We start from the raw sequence: 13,347 nt of genomic DNA, 5'->3' as shown, positions 1-13,347 counted from the left end.
GGCAACACAGTCAGAAACTAGAGGTTAACGGCAACAATAACATACATGCAAATCGACAACTCAGAGGAACGCATCAGAAACATACATCAGGATCTACTCGAAGTATACGGAGAACAAGACTGGCACGACGACAAAGACGGAGTCAGACAGCTACTCGTTACAATACTATCACAGAATGTAGCGGACGAAAACACGGCACGAGCAGCAGAAAACCTGTTCAAGGACTTCAAAAACTATGAGGAAATAGAAAACGCATCAGTAGACGAACTAGCCGATTCAATCAATCCCGCAGGACTACCACAAACCAAAGCACAGAGAATCCAGAGAACCCTGAAAGCGCTAAGAGAACATGGAGACAAAGAGGATTACTCAGTGGAGTTCCTCGGCGATATGGAAGATTCAGATGCTCAGGACTGGCTTGAAGAGATTAAAGGCATCGGGCCGAAAACAGCATCAGTACTACTCAACTTCCACTTCGACGCAGATGTAATGCCGGTCGATACACATGTAGAAAGAATCGCCAAAAGATTCCGTTTGATTCCTTTCTCAGCATCAAACGGAAAAGCCCATGAACTACTGAACGAGGCAGTGCCACATGATATCAAGAACAGCTTCCACATGCTGATAATCGAACATGGGAAAAACAACTGCTCCGCCAGAAACCCGACATGCGAAGAAACAAAGCTGAAGAGGTACTGTTCGAGATACGAACTGGTGGAAAACGGCGACTTAACACCTGAAGAATATCCTCCGGAGGAGATGGAATAATGGATCTGGAAGACGCGATGGAGAACTGGTCATCAGTCAAGAAGTTCACAGATGAAGAAGTAGAGAGGGAGAAACTGGAGAAGATCTTCGAACTGACTACGAAGGCACCGACCGCGTTCAACCTCCAACCCTACAGGTTCATCGTCCTGGACTCCGAGGAAGCAATGGAGAAAGCCACAAGCTCCGTGATACCGGTGAACGGCTGGATCAGGTACGCCGACAAGATAGTAGTCCTGGTCGGAGACGAAGAGATAGATGTGAACGCCGACCAGGTCCTGGAGCACAAACTGGAGGAAGGCAGGATCGACGAGGAGAAAGCAGAGAATCTGCGTAAAATGTACTTCGACTACAAGAACAGGGACAGCGAGTTCATGACAGGCTGGCTCACCAGAAACACCGTCATACCTGCCACATTCTTCATGCTCGCATGCAAAACACACGGAATCGGCAGCTGCCCAGTAAGAGGCTTCGACCAAGACAAACTATCCGAGAAACTAGATCTGAAGGAAACTGAAAGGCCTATCCTTATCTTCCCGATCGGATACCCGAAAGAAGAAGACAGAAACTGGAGGAGGCCTGGTGGAGAAATATTTGAAATACGATAATCTTCTGTATTCTCGTCTCTAGCTTAAATAAAAAACAGTTTGCATGTACTGTAAGAATATGCCGCTTTCGGAATGGAGTTATTTGAAAATAGCCATTGTCTTATTTCTAGTCTTTGGAGTGGGCGGCGCGCAGTTCTTCAATACATACGCTGAAGGCTATATATCTCCAGGAAGTGAGTTTACTTGGCAGAAGGACGATCCTAATGAATATGGGAAAGTAGAATGCAAAATTATCGTCCAAGAAAATATCGTGAAATATGGCTGTACTGAAGGCGATCCCGAGTTTGGATCACAGGTTCAGGAATGGAGTACAATTGATCCGTCCGAGGAAGGAGATTATTGGGCCAGAGATGTGAGGATTACAGTACACCATGATCAGAATAAGGGTTTCTATGGAAAGATTGAGCGGAGAAGTCTAGGATGGGATTTAGAATTCAACACCGAGATTCTACAAGATTTTGTATCTTTCTTCATAAAATGACTAAGATGACAGGTTACTCCTGAAATTCTCAGCATTTTCCAGATGCTCTTCTACTGTTTCTTCGTTCATCCTGTTGAGTGTTGAGGTCATGAAGCTCATTCTGTGGATATCCGAAATCTTCTCTTCATGCTTGGATATGAAGTTCCAGTAGAGGCCGTCCCAGTGGTTTTCCCATTTTCCGCCGGTGTAGTGGCTCATTTTGTTGATGTAGTTTGAGGATGAGATGTAGGGTTTGGTCATCATGTTTTCGTAGGCGTACTGGCTCATGCCGTAGATGTTCGGCACCATCACCCAGTCATACGAGTCGATAAACATCTCCATGAACCAGTCGTAGACCTCGTCAGGATCTACCTCCAGCAACAGCATCACATTACCCAGCACCATCAACCGCTCGATGTGATGACAGTAAGCATCATCCAAAGCGTGCTGAATCGAATCATCTACAGGTGGAAGGCCCGTCTCGCCGGTGTAAAACTCTTCAGGCAGTTCGTTGTCTGCATCCCAGAAGTTCACTTCACTCATCTCAGGTTCCAGTTCGTACATTGCCCGGATGAACTCCCGCCAACCGATGATCTGCCGCAAGAATCCTTCCAGAGAATTCATCGGATAATCATGTTTCTCATGCGACTCAAGAGTCTTCTCCACGACCTCTTCTGAAGTGATTAAACCGATGTTTATTGAGGATGAAAGCAGTGAGTGGAAGCCGAACTTGAGGTCGGAGTCGATTGCGTCCTGATAATCACCGAAATTCTCCAGTCTATTTTCAAGAAAGTCTTCCAGGTTCTCCAGCGCCTGTTCACGTGTTACTGGCCAGAAGAAGTCCTCAATTTTCCCGGGATTGTCCGGGAAGTTATCTTGAATGTACTCTTTGGCCTCTTCTACATGCTGGGATGAAAACTGTGGTATCTCTGGTTTGTCGATGTCTTCTGGCATTTTCTCCCTGTTTTCCGGATCGAAGCTCCATTTTCCGCCTTCAGGTTTGCCGTCTTCGTCGACGAGTACATTATGTTTCTTCCGCATCTGTTTGTAGTAGTTTAGCTGGAAGTATTCGTGGCTCTCAAAGTATTCTCCGTTGAACTCCATCGAAGCCATGAAACCCGGAGTTTCCTCAAAAATTAGTTCTGCATCATGTTTTTCTGCCAGTGCCTCAATCTGGTTCCGGACTTTGTGGTCTACCGGGTCGTACATCCGGATCCGGTCTTCTTTTTTGAATATCTTAGCTAAGTCCTGATCGTATCCTATATACTCTCCATCTAATTCTTCATTATAGACCTTCATAGAGGCTCTATGTAGTACTAGTTTCTTCCTGTGGAACTTGAAGTCTGTGAAGTAGCGTGAGTGTTCCACCAAGTACTTTTTGTCTTCTTCCACTGGTTCGGGGAAGAGCTGGTTTGGGAGAATGATAGAAGCCATGTTACGGGTTTGTCAGGAAAATTTTTACTCTTGATGGATTTATGGCTCCAGTTCTTCGTCTATGTCGATTCCATCTGCTTTCATCGTATTCTCCGCAAGTTGTGTGTATCCAGGGTAGAAGCCTTCTCCAATTTCTTCTCCGTTTTCCTGTAACGACTGAGTAACTCTTTCCGTGTATCCTTCTACCACACCTGTAACCCTTGCATCGTCGATAAATCTGCCGTAGAGAGGATGATCGTTCAAGTCCCTCAGTCTATCAACCTTGTTAAGTTGTTTTCTTAAATCATCTGAAACGCCATATACCTCGTCCATCGTATCTCCCCAGAGCTGGTCTTCGTCGAACTGGATGTAATGCTGTGATTCATGTAGATTAGAATGCTCTATAGTTGGATAATCAAAATTAGAGTAAGATTCAATATCTCCAATAAAACCTATACTCTTATCCTCGCTTACACCATATAACTGACCGTCAGGACCTGCAAAAAGCCCTTCATAATTTTTAGCATCTCCAAGATTATCTACAGGCTCCAGTTTAGGTTTCCTGGCGGTCGCAGCTACCGCACCGCCTTCAAGATAATCCTCCTCTATCCAGTCAAAATCTACAACATCACCTAATCCAAAATTTTCTATTGTTTCTTCCGGATGAGGGTCCATGGAAGGCATATTATACAATTAGTTATCGAGAATTTTTTAGCTTTTTCAGCCTTCCTCTGGTATCTTATTCTCCTTACTGCATTTAGAGCATTCAACTGTCTCAGGGTACTTTTTCTCTCCTGAGTACCAGAAGCGGTTGCTGCAGGAGTCACAGGTTATTTCTAATGCTGTTTCTACCATTGATTCTCTAGTTTTCTAGGCTACAGCCTGTGAACTGTTCTACTTGGTCGAGTTGCTGTGTTCCTTGGATTGCTGATTGGTTTCTGTAGAATGCTGGTACTTGTTGGAGTCCGATCTGTCTGACTGCTTCTATCGTTTGGTTGTTTGATACATCTTGGTATATCGGTGCTACTACTTGTGTTCCTCCTAGTGCTTGGATCTGGGCTTGTGTTGATCTCTGAGAAGTGTTTCCGAACATTACTGTCCCTGAATCTTGTAGACATTGGCTGAAGTCGGCAAGCCTCTGGGTCTGTTGTCTTAGTTGTTCGATGTCTTGCATTTGTGAGGTGAATTTTTCCCCATCTGTGTAGTATGTTGTTAACTGGTCGTCTTCTGTTCTTACATCGATTTTCTGGAACTGACCGGCGTTCTCAGTACTTAATGCTTCGAGATCTTGTCCTGACTGGTTCTCTAGGAATGAGACAAGCCTCTGAGAGTTGTCTGGACTTGCTATTGGAGAGTTTGCGAATCCGAAAGAAGCAATTATTCCGATTAAGATTCCTGCCGTCAGGAAACCGGCTTTAGCCTTGTCAAGTTCCAAGTCCAATTCAAGTTCCATAACAGTTAATATTCCAGCAGTCTTTTTTATCAACTATGAAAGACTTCAACCCCTTCAAGATCCTCCCACTAATCCTGACGGCACAGATAGCAGTTGCATTTGTACTGGGAGGAGGAACACAGGTACACTTTCCAGACTCATCAACCTCTCTAGATGTGGAAATAGCTGATACACCACAGGAAAGAGAAAAAGGATTGATGTACAGAGAAAAACTTCCGATAGAACAAGGAATGCTATTCGTATTCCCAGAAGAAGATGACAGAGGATTCTGGATGAAAAACACATTGATACCTCTCGACATAATCTTTGTAGACTCTGAAGGCAAGATAATCAACATAGAGGAAGCAGTTCCAGAGCCAAATACCTCTGATGAGAACCTGAAGACTTACAGAAGCGACGCTCCAGCAAAATATGTGATAGAAACGAATTCAAGTTTTGTAGAAAGAGAAAATGTAGAAGAAGGTGACAGGGTTGTAATCCCTGACCGTTTTAATTGAGTTCGATGACCTTGCCGTTCTCTGACAAGTGTACATCTTCTCCTAGGCTGTATCCTTCCTCACGAGCCAGTTCTACATAGCTTCCAAGTTTGCCAAGATGACCGTGGCTTGGAATAATGTGATCTGGATCTAGGAAGGTAATGAAGTCTCTGTGATCTTCTTTCTTGGCGTGTCCAGATGTGTGGATGTTCTTGTAAAGTCTTACGCCTTGTTCGGAGAGTTTCTTCTCCAGTTTGTACCTGTTTGCCTTGTTTGGCGGCGTTGGGATTGTTCTGGAGGAGAAGATTACGTGATCTCCTTTCTCGAAGTCGAATGGGTATGTTCCGGATGCAATCTTGTCCATCTGTGCTCCAGGCTCTCCCTGGTTACCTGTAGCAACTACAAGCCATTCCTCTCTTTCACCATCAACTTTTCTCATCAAGTCTTCACATTCATCGAAGTATGAAACTACTTCAACCTGTGAAAGATCGATCAGTCCGCATTCTTCTGCGCCTTTGGTGTACTCTTTCAGGCTTCTTCCTACGAATGCGACTTTTCTTCTTCCATCGTTTGCTTCAAGGATGGAGTTGAGTCGTGCGATCTGGCTGGAGAATGTTGTGATGACTACTGCTCCTCCTGCTTCGTATGAAGCGTTCAGAACATTTTCCAGTTCAACCTTGACTGATTCTTCAGGCGGTACTCTTCCGTCTTCGTCGACGGAAGTTGTTCCTGGGATCATCAGTTCTATTCCTTCTTCGCCAACTTCTTTCAGTCGGTCGATATCAGTGTTCTCTCCGATTACCGGTCTTCTGTCGAACTTCATGTCGTTTCCGTAGATGACATTTCCGTCCGGAGTCTTGAGAAGTGAGAGTGTTGCGTCTGGGATGCTGTGGTTGACATGCAGGAACTCTAGCTCCATCTTGCCTGAGATGTCAAACTCTTCTCCTGGCTCCATGGAGATGATCTGATTGTTGATGTTCTTCCTGTCGCTCTCTAAGCCGTTCTCGATAATCTTCTCCGTGAACGGTGTGCATATAATCGGTGCGTCGTATGCTCCTGCCAATTTTGGAATTGCTCCTACATGGTCAAGGTGTCCGTGGCCGATAACGATTGCCACGACATTCTTCTCGTAGATTTGTTCGTCTTTAGGGATTGCTCCTGTTTCTAGGGTTTGATTTGTTGTAAGTTCGTCGATTTGCTCGTCAGAGCCGACAACATTTTCCATGTCGTATCCCATATCGAATACGACGACCTCTCCGTCAACTTCGACGGCGGTCATGTTCTTGCCGATCTCTTCGTAGCCTCCAATTGTGTGTACTTTCATAATTAGAAAAACCTCTGATTAGTAAATTCTCGCGTATTTTAGCAAGTGTATAATAACAGATTCGGCGCACATCTTTTTAAAAGAGAACCAGTCAACGACTACTTCTTAAGTTTTGGTAAACACTTTCACCGTATGTATTCTGAAAACATCCAGCAACTCCTCGAAAACAAAAACATAGAAACAGGAGACCGCATCCAGGTAAACGGCAGAAAAGGCAGACTGATGCCCAAACCCGGAACAGGCGACCCAGAAATCCTGAATCTAAAACTGGACTCAGGATACAACATAGGTCTAGAACCAGAAGAAATAGAACTGATAGAAAAAAACGAAGATTCTGGAGAATTAGATATCGACCTAAAACACTCAGAGAACAAACCAAATATACTAGTACTACACACAGGAGGTACAATCGCCTCAAGAGTTTCTTATGAGGAAGGAGGAGTCAAGCCGGCTTTCGACCCAGAAGACCTTGTTCAGATGTATCCGGAACTGGCAGAGGAAGTAAATCTTCATTCTGAAGTCGTCGCACAGATGCTTTCAGAAGATATGGAGCCAGGTCACTGGCAAGATATCGCAGAAACAATTGACGAAGTCAAAGACGATTATGACGGAATTATCCTAGGTCACGGAACCGACACTATGAGCTGGACAGGAGCAGGACTCAGCCTGATGCTTCAGAATCTGGATACAGGAGTAATGATAGTAGGTTCACAGAGATCATCCGACCGGCCAAGCACAGACGCCAAAATGAACATGTACTGTGCATCCAGATTCCTGACAGAAACAGATTTCACAGGATTCGGAGTCTGCATGCATGAAACCAGTAGCGACGACACATGCAACATCCTACCACCGCAGAAAGTCCGAAAAATGCATACTTCAAAGAGAGACGCTTTTAAGCCGATAAATGCGGAGAAATTAGGCTCAGTAAACTACCAGACCGGAAGAATAGAGACTAATTTCGATCAAGACGATGAAGAATACGAGAAAAATACAGAATTAGATGAGGAAGTCGGAGTACTGAAAGTAAGACCAGGCATGAAGCCCAAAGAGATAGAGTTCCTGATTGAACAAGATTACAGCGGAGTTGTCATCGAAGGAACCGGGCTGGGGCATATGCCAGTCAATGCTTTCGACGAAAAGACTCAGCACCACGAAGACATACTAGAAAAACTAGAAAAATTATCAGAAGATACAGTAGTGGTTCTAGCATCACAATGCCTAGACGGTAGGACAGACATGAATGTATACGATGCAGGAATAAAAATCCAGGACGCAGGAGTAATTGAATCACAGGATATGCATCCTGAACTGGCCTATGTCAAACTGATGTGGTCTTTAGGCCAGACAGATAGCATGGAAGACGCTAAAGAAGTTTTCCAAGAGAATGTTAATGGAGAGATTAGTGATAGAAGTATGTACGAGGGATGAATAGAAAGTGACAAGAAAACTGTTAGACGAGTTCGATGAGAAGGCTAAGAAGTTTATTGATGACGGCCGTTTCGACAAGCTAAAAGATGTACTGCGGGAGTATGCCCTGGATCAGGCCTATAAATACGATGAGGAGTTAAGAGATCCTCTCCGGTTCCTGAAAACCTCCGGCATAGATGTAGATAACATTCAGGACTTTACTGAATATCGTGTAGCTAAGTCAGTGATTCAGACTGAGGTTAAGCGCCAGTTCGGTGGAAAATACTTCGACAAACTGAGGAAAAAGGTGAACGGAAAGTGACAGAAATATATGGCGTGACCGGGATGCCTCTCTCAGGAAAGACAACTGTCGCAGAGATGCTTGAAGACGAAGGATTTGCCGTACTGGACATGGGAGAAGTAGTAAGAATCGAAATGAAGGAAAGAGAGATACCAACCGAGCAAACAGGAGAATTCGTCAACAAGATGCGAGAACTCCACGGAATGGACGCAATAGCCCAGTTAAGCGTTCCATACCTAGAAGAAATACTGGAAGAAAAAGACAAAGTCGTCATAACAGGAATGAGAAGCTGGAACGAAAAACAAAGATTCGAAGAAGAAACAGGAGAAGAAATAGATATCATCGCAGTCTGGACCTCAAGAGAAACACGCAAAGAAAGAAGAAAAGAAAGACAGAGAGAAGAAGACCAGGTCGGAGACGAATTCCACGAAAGAGACCTCCGAGAAATCGAAAACGGAGTTGGAAAACTGATGGCACTGAGTGATAAAATGATTAAAAATGAAAACATCAACATGAGCAAACTTGAAGAAAAGGTGAACGACATTGTCGACTAGAGAGTATAAACCAGAGCTAATAGAATATGAAGTAGAAGATGTAGGGTTTAAATCAAATACTGTAAAAGTAGAATTCAATTACGATGGGAAAGAAAACGGCTTTTCCGAAGATCTCGCCTATGAATTCATGCAAGACTTCACAACAGCAACTGAGATTCTGGGGCATAAAATTTCGGTACTAAGCTTCAAACCAGGAATAAAACAGGAAGGAAATGCGGTTTACATCCCTCACAAGTCAGAAGAAGAGGCTGAGGAAATCGCTGAAGAATACATAGAGCAACTAAGGTGAAATATTAATGAATTACGAAGAACTTGGATTTAAATGCGGTGTTGAGATTCACCAGCAGTTAAACACAGAGACAAAGCTTTTCTGTGAGTGCCCAGTCGAGCTAGAAGATGAGGCTGCCGATGCACATGTTGAAAGATTTCTCAGTGCTGTTGCCGGCGAGACAGGTGAGAAAGATGAGGCTGCAGAGGTTGAAGCCGCAAAATCCAAGAAGTTCGTATACAACTACTACAGGAGAAATAATTGTTTAGTTGAATTGGATGAGGAGCCGCCTCATGAAATAGATGAGGAAGCACTGGATACAGCGCTAACTTTTGTCCGAATGATAGATGGAGAGGTTCCTGAGGAAATTCAAGTTATGCGTAAGATGGTTGTCGACGGATCCAACACTTCAGGATTCCAGAGGACTGCAATGGTTGGTCTTGATGGAGAAATAGATGTTGAAAAAGGCTCGGTCGCTGTAGAAGATGTTGAACTGGAGGAAGAATCTGCCGGGATTCATAAGAGGAAAGATGACGAAGCAATCTATGATTTAAATCGGCTAGGAGTTCCCCTAATCGAGGTAGGAACAGACGCATCAATCAAAGGACCTGAACATGCTAAACAGGTTGCAATGGAGATCGGAATGCTGCTCAGATCCACCGGTAAAGCCCGAAGAGGAATCGGAACCATCCGTCAGGACGTCAATGTCTCAATCGAAGAAGGATCAAGAGTCGAGATCAAGGGCTTCCAGGATGTCAAAAACATCGACCATTTAATCGAATTAGAAGTCGAACGCCAGAAAAACCTTGTAGAACTCGGAAACGAGTTTGACGACAACCTGGTCGATGAAATTGTCGGAGACAATGTAACACACCACTTCGAAGACACTGAAAACCATATTGTATCGACCGTACTGGAAAACAACGGCGCAGTCTACGCATTGAAACTTCCACAGATGACAGGAAAGATGAAACAGAAAATATCTGGAGAAAGATATGTAGCCAAGGAATTAGTTGACTACGCCAAAACAAGAGGAGTACAGGGAATCCTACACACAGATGAAGACCTAGAAAACTATGGGCTGGTAGAAGAGTTTGGAAAAGTAGCTGAGGACTTCAAGAAAAACGATGAAGATGTTATAGCTGTTATAGCTGCAGAAGAGTCTCAGGCAAAAGCTGCAGCACAGGCAGTAAGAGAAAGAGCCAAGCAAATCTATACCGGAGAAATACCAGAAGAGACAAGGACAGCAGAACAGGACTTCACAACCTCTTATGCAAGACCTCTGCCAGGATCAGCTCGAATGTATCCTGAAACCGATATACCTGCGATTCGAGTTACAGAAGACGATATAGAGGAAATTGATGAGAATCTGCCGAAGACACTAGACGAAAAGCAGGAAGACTACTCAGAGGAAATAGGTGAGGAACTGGCAACACAGATTGTTTCATCACCAGAACTTCCACAGTTTGAGGAGTTCAAGGGAGAATATGATTCTCGACTGGTTGCAAACTTCTTCACCAATCTGAAAGCCAATCTAGAAGACCAAGGCGTAGAGATAGAAAGCTTGGAAGATGAAGAACTTGAAGCTATTTTCTCAGCACTGGAAAGCGAAGAAATCCAGAAAGGCGACCTAGCAGATGTAATCAGTGAGATGGAAGAACGCAACCCTGAAGAAGCAATTGAAGAAGTTGTCAGCAGCAAGACAGATGAAAGCGAAATTCGGGAAACCATCCAAGAAGTCCTAGAAGAGAAAGCCGACATGGTAGAAGAACAGGGTATGCATGCACAAGGACCTTTGATGGGAATCCTACAGCAGAAAGTCGATGCCGACGGAGCAACTATCTCACAGATTCTGCAGGAAGAACTTGAGAAAAGAATTGACTAAAAGAAAAGAGGGGTTTTTGGGAAAGCCGGGAATTGAACCCGGGACCTCTGCGTATCTCACAATTTCTGGAATTCTTGGTTTAATCATCGGGCACGAAGATCAAAAGATCTTCTCAAGCAACCTTTCCAGAAAAAGGCTGCATCCCTCATTGCTCACAACTTAATGTTATGAGCGCAGCGCTCTAGCCCCTGAGCTACTTTCCCATTCTTGTTACGCTAAGCAAACGCAATAGAGCATTCAGGCAAAAGCTGAATGCACCTTTGTAATGAAGACTTCCGAAAGCCATGCTCGTCATGGCTTATTAGTCCTCGCCTAATTGCGAGATGGGTTCGCCCGGATTCGAACCGGGGATCTCCGCCATGTCAAGGCGGTGTCATAACCAACTAGACCACGAACCCTCGTACCGTGATTTACCTGTGTTTGAGGATTCTTTGGTTAGGCTTAAATAACTCGGAGCCTCACAGTAAGTAGAGGTTAGATGGCTCCAGAATGCGAGAACTGCGGTGAGGATTTATTTGTTAATCCTGTTGATAGACCTAATGTTGACTGGGTGAGAGTAGTCTGTTCGGAGTGTGGGACAGTGACTGATGTGTCGATGATCAGGCTTTCTGCTACTGTTAAACAGAAGGAGTGAAAGCCCATAAAAGCATATTCAACTGATATTTCTTCGTGAGTAACAATGGTTAACAAGTGGCAGGACTACGAAACAGGTCCGGACGCACCGGAAGTTATCAATGCTGTAATCGAAAACCCAGACGGAACAGAAAACAAATACGAATACGACAAGGAAAAAGAAAGCGTCGTCCTAGACAGAGTACTGTACTCTTCAATCAACTATCCAGGCGACTACGGATTCATTCCGAAGGCCTACTACGAAGACGGCGACCCAATGGACATCCTCGTCCTGACAACACACAGCACCTTTCCGGGATGCGTCATCGAATGCAGACCAGTCGGAATCCTCTACATGGACGACGACGGAGAACAAGACGACAACATCATCGCAGTGCCTGAAGAAGACCCACGCTGGAAAGATGTTGAAGACCTAGACGATGTCAACGAACACAAGAAGAAGGAAATCGCAGAATTCTTCAAGACCTACAAGAACCTAGAACCAAAGAAAGAAGTAGAAATCGAAGGCTGGGGCAGCAAAGCAGAGGCACACGAAGCAATCGAGAAGAGCCAGAACCTCTACCAAGAAGAGTTTGAATAAAACATTAAAACTGGGTTTTTCTCTTTCTTATTTTATCGAATTTTTGGAAAGATAACTTAAAATTTTCTCAAGTAAATATGTTGTGGCAACCACTCAAGATTCCAACAATAATTCGGAAGGAATTTCTGATGGCAAAGTCGACAGGGCAGTCGAGTTAATAGCAGAAGATGAAGTTGAGAAATACTCTAAAGCATATAATATGCTATCGAAGAGCTATACTGATCCTAAAACCGGCAATGCCAGTGATTATCGAGACCCTTCAATTTTAATCAACAATTTGGATGAAGATATTGCTGAAGAATTGAGTGCTGTTGTCAACCCTGAAGAAGTAACTGGCAAAAGACTAGAACGGTCTAAAAGAAAGTTAAAGGAATTTGCTGACAACTACTTGGAGAATTCAGCTTCCGGTACTTGAGTACTTTGAAAGACCGTATCTCCAGAAACTGTATGCCAAGAGGTAGAATAGAGGTCCAGCTATAATAGATGCTGATTGCCATGTGTCCCACCCTGGTTTGTCTAGGAAGAGTGTTACCGGGAAGAAGGATGCGAATGCGAGAGGTACGAGAGTGACGAGAATTGCCTGTATCGGAACCTGGTAGATGCTGTAAGGATACTTTCTGAAGTCACTGAGTTGGAATACCAGCCACATAGCAGATTTGCTCTTTCCCGTCCAGAAAGCTGTAGTAGCGAACAAGAGATAGATTCCTGCAAAAACCAAGACCCCGCTAATTAACACTCCAACAGCGTAGAGCAGTTCTAATAAAGTTAAGCTTAGGGAGAGCTGTGACGATGCGTATATCACTAGTGCGGCGTTAGCCAGGAGTTTTGACAAGTTGTTGTCCGACACATCGTCTGAGTAAATCTGGAAAAGAGGGTTTAAAGGTCTGACAAGCAGCCTGTCCAATTTTCCTCTGACGATAAATTTCTCGCCCAGCCTGTAAATATTGAAAAGAAAAATGTGATGCAGATTCAGTATAAATCCTCCTACACCTGTCAGCAACAGCATTTCATTGAATGTCCAGCCATTAATGCTCTCTACCCTCGTGAAAACAAGAGTAAGGAAAGCCAGCGACATTGCAAGGCTTACTGCCTGGGCAGTAAATCCAAGAAGGAAGTCCGTCTTGTAAACTAATCTAGTCTTCCAGTACTGCCTGAAATAAACCCAGTAAACCGTCAAATACTTCTTGAAAACCAATAACTTTGACTTCATATTTCAA

At 44.1% G+C, this 13,347-nt stretch carries 18 protein-coding genes and 2 tRNA genes; 12 read left to right on the top strand and 8 right to left on the bottom strand.

The genetic code is table 11. The features are described from left to right. Nucleotides 1-45: 45 nt before the first annotated feature. The 3 genes from LC1Nh_RS01685 to LC1Nh_RS01675 are packed head-to-tail and all read left to right on the top strand — an operon-like array spanning nucleotide 46 to nucleotide 1,854. Entirely contained in the window at nucleotides 46-768 is a 723-nt protein-coding gene (locus LC1Nh_RS01685) for an endonuclease III domain-containing protein (protein ID WP_153549974.1), read from the top strand. Further along, a complete protein-coding gene (locus LC1Nh_RS01680; protein WP_153549973.1) occupies nucleotides 768-1,373 on the top strand; it encodes a nitroreductase family protein in 606 nt (201 codons plus the stop codon). Before LC1Nh_RS01685 ends, LC1Nh_RS01680 begins: the two co-directional genes overlap by 1 nt. Before the next feature lie 58 nt (nucleotides 1,374-1,431). Then, the gene (locus LC1Nh_RS01675) at nucleotides 1,432-1,854 is read left to right on the top strand and encodes a hypothetical protein (protein WP_153549972.1); all 423 of its coding nucleotides are present in this window, start codon (nucleotides 1,432-1,434) and stop codon (nucleotides 1,852-1,854) included. On the opposite strand, the gene LC1Nh_RS01670 is transcribed toward LC1Nh_RS01675, so the two are convergent. Genes LC1Nh_RS01670 through LC1Nh_RS01660 form a run of 4 tightly spaced genes read right to left on the bottom strand, consistent with a single transcriptional unit; the run spans nucleotide 1,855 to nucleotide 4,699 of the window. After that, nucleotides 1,855-3,267 carry a cryptochrome/photolyase family protein gene (locus tag LC1Nh_RS01670; protein WP_153549971.1) on the bottom strand — a complete coding sequence of 471 codons (1,413 nt, stop codon included), beginning with the start codon at nucleotides 3,265-3,267 and terminating at the stop codon, nucleotides 1,855-1,857. 39 nt (nucleotides 3,268-3,306) lie between these two features. Then, nucleotides 3,307-3,930 carry a hypothetical protein gene (locus LC1Nh_RS01665; RefSeq protein WP_153549970.1) on the bottom strand — a complete coding sequence of 208 codons (624 nt, stop codon included), beginning with the start codon at nucleotides 3,928-3,930 and terminating at the stop codon, nucleotides 3,307-3,309. Between the two features lie 36 nt (nucleotides 3,931-3,966). Then, nucleotides 3,967-4,101, bottom strand: coding sequence for a hypothetical protein (locus LC1Nh_RS06145; protein WP_256727644.1), 135 nt, complete (start codon nucleotides 4,099-4,101; stop codon nucleotides 3,967-3,969). 7 nt (nucleotides 4,102-4,108) lie between these two features. Continuing rightward, nucleotides 4,109-4,699, bottom strand: a complete 591-nt coding sequence (locus LC1Nh_RS01660; protein ID WP_153549969.1) for a hypothetical protein — start codon at nucleotides 4,697-4,699, stop codon at nucleotides 4,109-4,111. Nucleotides 4,700-4,734: 35 nt separating this feature from the next. On the opposite strand from LC1Nh_RS01660, the gene LC1Nh_RS01655 reads away from it, so the two are divergent. Next, nucleotides 4,735-5,196, top strand: coding sequence for a DUF192 domain-containing protein (locus LC1Nh_RS01655; protein WP_153549968.1), 462 nt, complete (start codon nucleotides 4,735-4,737; stop codon nucleotides 5,194-5,196). Here the strand turns inward: LC1Nh_RS01655 and LC1Nh_RS01650 are convergent. After that, on the bottom strand, nucleotides 5,189-6,499 hold the full coding sequence (locus LC1Nh_RS01650) for an MBL fold metallo-hydrolase (protein ID WP_153549967.1): 1,311 nt from the start codon (nucleotides 6,497-6,499) through the stop codon (nucleotides 5,189-5,191). The genes LC1Nh_RS01655 and LC1Nh_RS01650 overlap by 8 nt on opposite strands. A 132-nt stretch (nucleotides 6,500-6,631) precedes the next feature. Here LC1Nh_RS01650 and gatD point away from each other — a divergent pair, with 132 nt between their 5' ends. The 5 genes from gatD to gatE are packed head-to-tail and all read left to right on the top strand — an operon-like array spanning nucleotide 6,632 to nucleotide 10,917. Further along, the gene (gatD, locus tag LC1Nh_RS01645; protein ID WP_153549966.1) at nucleotides 6,632-7,930 is read left to right on the top strand and encodes a Glu-tRNA(Gln) amidotransferase subunit GatD; all 1,299 of its coding nucleotides are present in this window, start codon (nucleotides 6,632-6,634) and stop codon (nucleotides 7,928-7,930) included. Between the two features lie 7 nt (nucleotides 7,931-7,937). Continuing rightward, nucleotides 7,938-8,231, top strand: coding sequence for a hypothetical protein (locus LC1Nh_RS01640; protein ID WP_153549965.1), 294 nt, complete (start codon nucleotides 7,938-7,940; stop codon nucleotides 8,229-8,231). Next, nucleotides 8,228-8,764 carry an AAA family ATPase gene (locus tag LC1Nh_RS01635; RefSeq protein ID WP_153549964.1) on the top strand — a complete coding sequence of 179 codons (537 nt, stop codon included), beginning with the start codon at nucleotides 8,228-8,230 and terminating at the stop codon, nucleotides 8,762-8,764. The genes LC1Nh_RS01640 and LC1Nh_RS01635 overlap by 4 nt, the downstream gene beginning before the upstream one ends. Further along, a complete protein-coding gene (locus tag LC1Nh_RS01630) occupies nucleotides 8,754-9,053 on the top strand; it encodes a hypothetical protein (RefSeq protein ID WP_153549963.1) in 300 nt (99 codons plus the stop codon). The genes LC1Nh_RS01635 and LC1Nh_RS01630 overlap by 11 nt, the downstream gene beginning before the upstream one ends. A 7-nt stretch (nucleotides 9,054-9,060) precedes the next feature. Beyond that, nucleotides 9,061-10,917 (top strand): Glu-tRNA(Gln) amidotransferase subunit GatE, encoded by a 1,857-nt coding sequence (gatE, locus tag LC1Nh_RS01625; RefSeq protein WP_153549962.1) that lies wholly within the window; start codon nucleotides 9,061-9,063, stop codon nucleotides 10,915-10,917. A 17-nt stretch (nucleotides 10,918-10,934) separates the two neighbouring features. Here the strand turns inward: gatE and LC1Nh_RS01620 are convergent. After that, nucleotides 10,935-11,120, bottom strand: a tRNA-Met gene (locus tag LC1Nh_RS01620). A 121-nt stretch (nucleotides 11,121-11,241) separates the two neighbouring features. Continuing rightward, nucleotides 11,242-11,315 (bottom strand) — tRNA-Val (locus LC1Nh_RS01615). Nucleotides 11,316-11,395: 80 nt separating this feature from the next. On the opposite strand from LC1Nh_RS01615, the gene LC1Nh_RS01610 reads away from it, so the two are divergent. From LC1Nh_RS01610 to LC1Nh_RS01600, 3 genes are all read left to right on the top strand, one after another. Beyond that, nucleotides 11,396-11,551: a hypothetical protein gene (locus LC1Nh_RS01610; RefSeq protein ID WP_153549961.1), complete on the top strand. Its 156-nt coding sequence runs from the start codon at nucleotides 11,396-11,398 to the stop codon at nucleotides 11,549-11,551. 45 nt (nucleotides 11,552-11,596) lie between these two features. Next, nucleotides 11,597-12,130: an inorganic diphosphatase gene (locus LC1Nh_RS01605; protein WP_153549960.1), complete on the top strand. Its 534-nt coding sequence runs from the start codon at nucleotides 11,597-11,599 to the stop codon at nucleotides 12,128-12,130. An 82-nt stretch (nucleotides 12,131-12,212) separates the two neighbouring features. After that, nucleotides 12,213-12,545 (top strand): hypothetical protein, encoded by a 333-nt coding sequence (locus LC1Nh_RS01600; protein ID WP_153549959.1) that lies wholly within the window; start codon nucleotides 12,213-12,215, stop codon nucleotides 12,543-12,545. Here the strand turns inward: LC1Nh_RS01600 and LC1Nh_RS01595 are convergent. Then, complete coding sequence (locus LC1Nh_RS01595; protein WP_153549958.1) at nucleotides 12,528-13,340, bottom strand: ABC transporter permease; 813 nt, start codon at nucleotides 13,338-13,340, stop codon at nucleotides 12,528-12,530. The two genes, LC1Nh_RS01600 and LC1Nh_RS01595, sit on opposite strands and share 18 nt — an antisense overlap. Nucleotides 13,341-13,347 lie beyond the last annotated feature (7 nt).

The sequence above is a fragment of the Candidatus Nanohalobium constans genome (assembly GCF_009617975.1).
Classification (GTDB): Archaea; Nanohalarchaeota; Nanosalinia; order Nanosalinales; family Nanosalinaceae; genus Nanohalobium; species Nanohalobium constans.
This window is presented reverse-complemented; position numbering and strand designations above follow the sequence as displayed.

What these genes read in the sequence shown, in the direction of transcription:
- LC1Nh_RS01685 (WP_153549974.1), top strand. Translation starts at nt 46, where the DNA reads ATGCAAATCGACAACTCAGAGGAACGCATCAGAAACATACATCAGGAT.
- LC1Nh_RS01680 (WP_153549973.1), top strand. Translation starts at nt 768, where the DNA reads ATGGATCTGGAAGACGCGATGGAGAACTGGTCATCAGTCAAGAAGTTC.
- LC1Nh_RS01675 (WP_153549972.1), top strand. Translation starts at nt 1,432, where the DNA reads ATGCCGCTTTCGGAATGGAGTTATTTGAAAATAGCCATTGTCTTATTT.
- LC1Nh_RS01670 (WP_153549971.1), bottom strand. Translation starts at nt 3,267, where the DNA reads ATGGCTTCTATCATTCTCCCAAACCAGCTCTTCCCCGAACCAGTGGAA.
- LC1Nh_RS01665 (WP_153549970.1), bottom strand. Translation starts at nt 3,930, where the DNA reads ATGCCTTCCATGGACCCTCATCCGGAAGAAACAATAGAAAATTTTGGA.
- LC1Nh_RS06145 (WP_256727644.1), bottom strand. Translation starts at nt 4,101, where the DNA reads ATGGTAGAAACAGCATTAGAAATAACCTGTGACTCCTGCAGCAACCGC.
- LC1Nh_RS01660 (WP_153549969.1), bottom strand. Translation starts at nt 4,699, where the DNA reads ATGGAACTTGAATTGGACTTGGAACTTGACAAGGCTAAAGCCGGTTTC.
- LC1Nh_RS01655 (WP_153549968.1), top strand. Translation starts at nt 4,735, where the DNA reads ATGAAAGACTTCAACCCCTTCAAGATCCTCCCACTAATCCTGACGGCA.
- LC1Nh_RS01650 (WP_153549967.1), bottom strand. Translation starts at nt 6,499, where the DNA reads ATGAAAGTACACACAATTGGAGGCTACGAAGAGATCGGCAAGAACATG.
- gatD (WP_153549966.1), top strand. Translation starts at nt 6,632, where the DNA reads ATGTATTCTGAAAACATCCAGCAACTCCTCGAAAACAAAAACATAGAA.
- gatE (WP_153549962.1), top strand. Translation starts at nt 9,061, where the DNA reads ATGAATTACGAAGAACTTGGATTTAAATGCGGTGTTGAGATTCACCAG.
- LC1Nh_RS01610 (WP_153549961.1), top strand. Translation starts at nt 11,396, where the DNA reads ATGGCTCCAGAATGCGAGAACTGCGGTGAGGATTTATTTGTTAATCCT.
- LC1Nh_RS01605 (WP_153549960.1), top strand. Translation starts at nt 11,597, where the DNA reads ATGGTTAACAAGTGGCAGGACTACGAAACAGGTCCGGACGCACCGGAA.
- LC1Nh_RS01595 (WP_153549958.1), bottom strand. Translation starts at nt 13,340, where the DNA reads ATGAAGTCAAAGTTATTGGTTTTCAAGAAGTATTTGACGGTTTACTGG.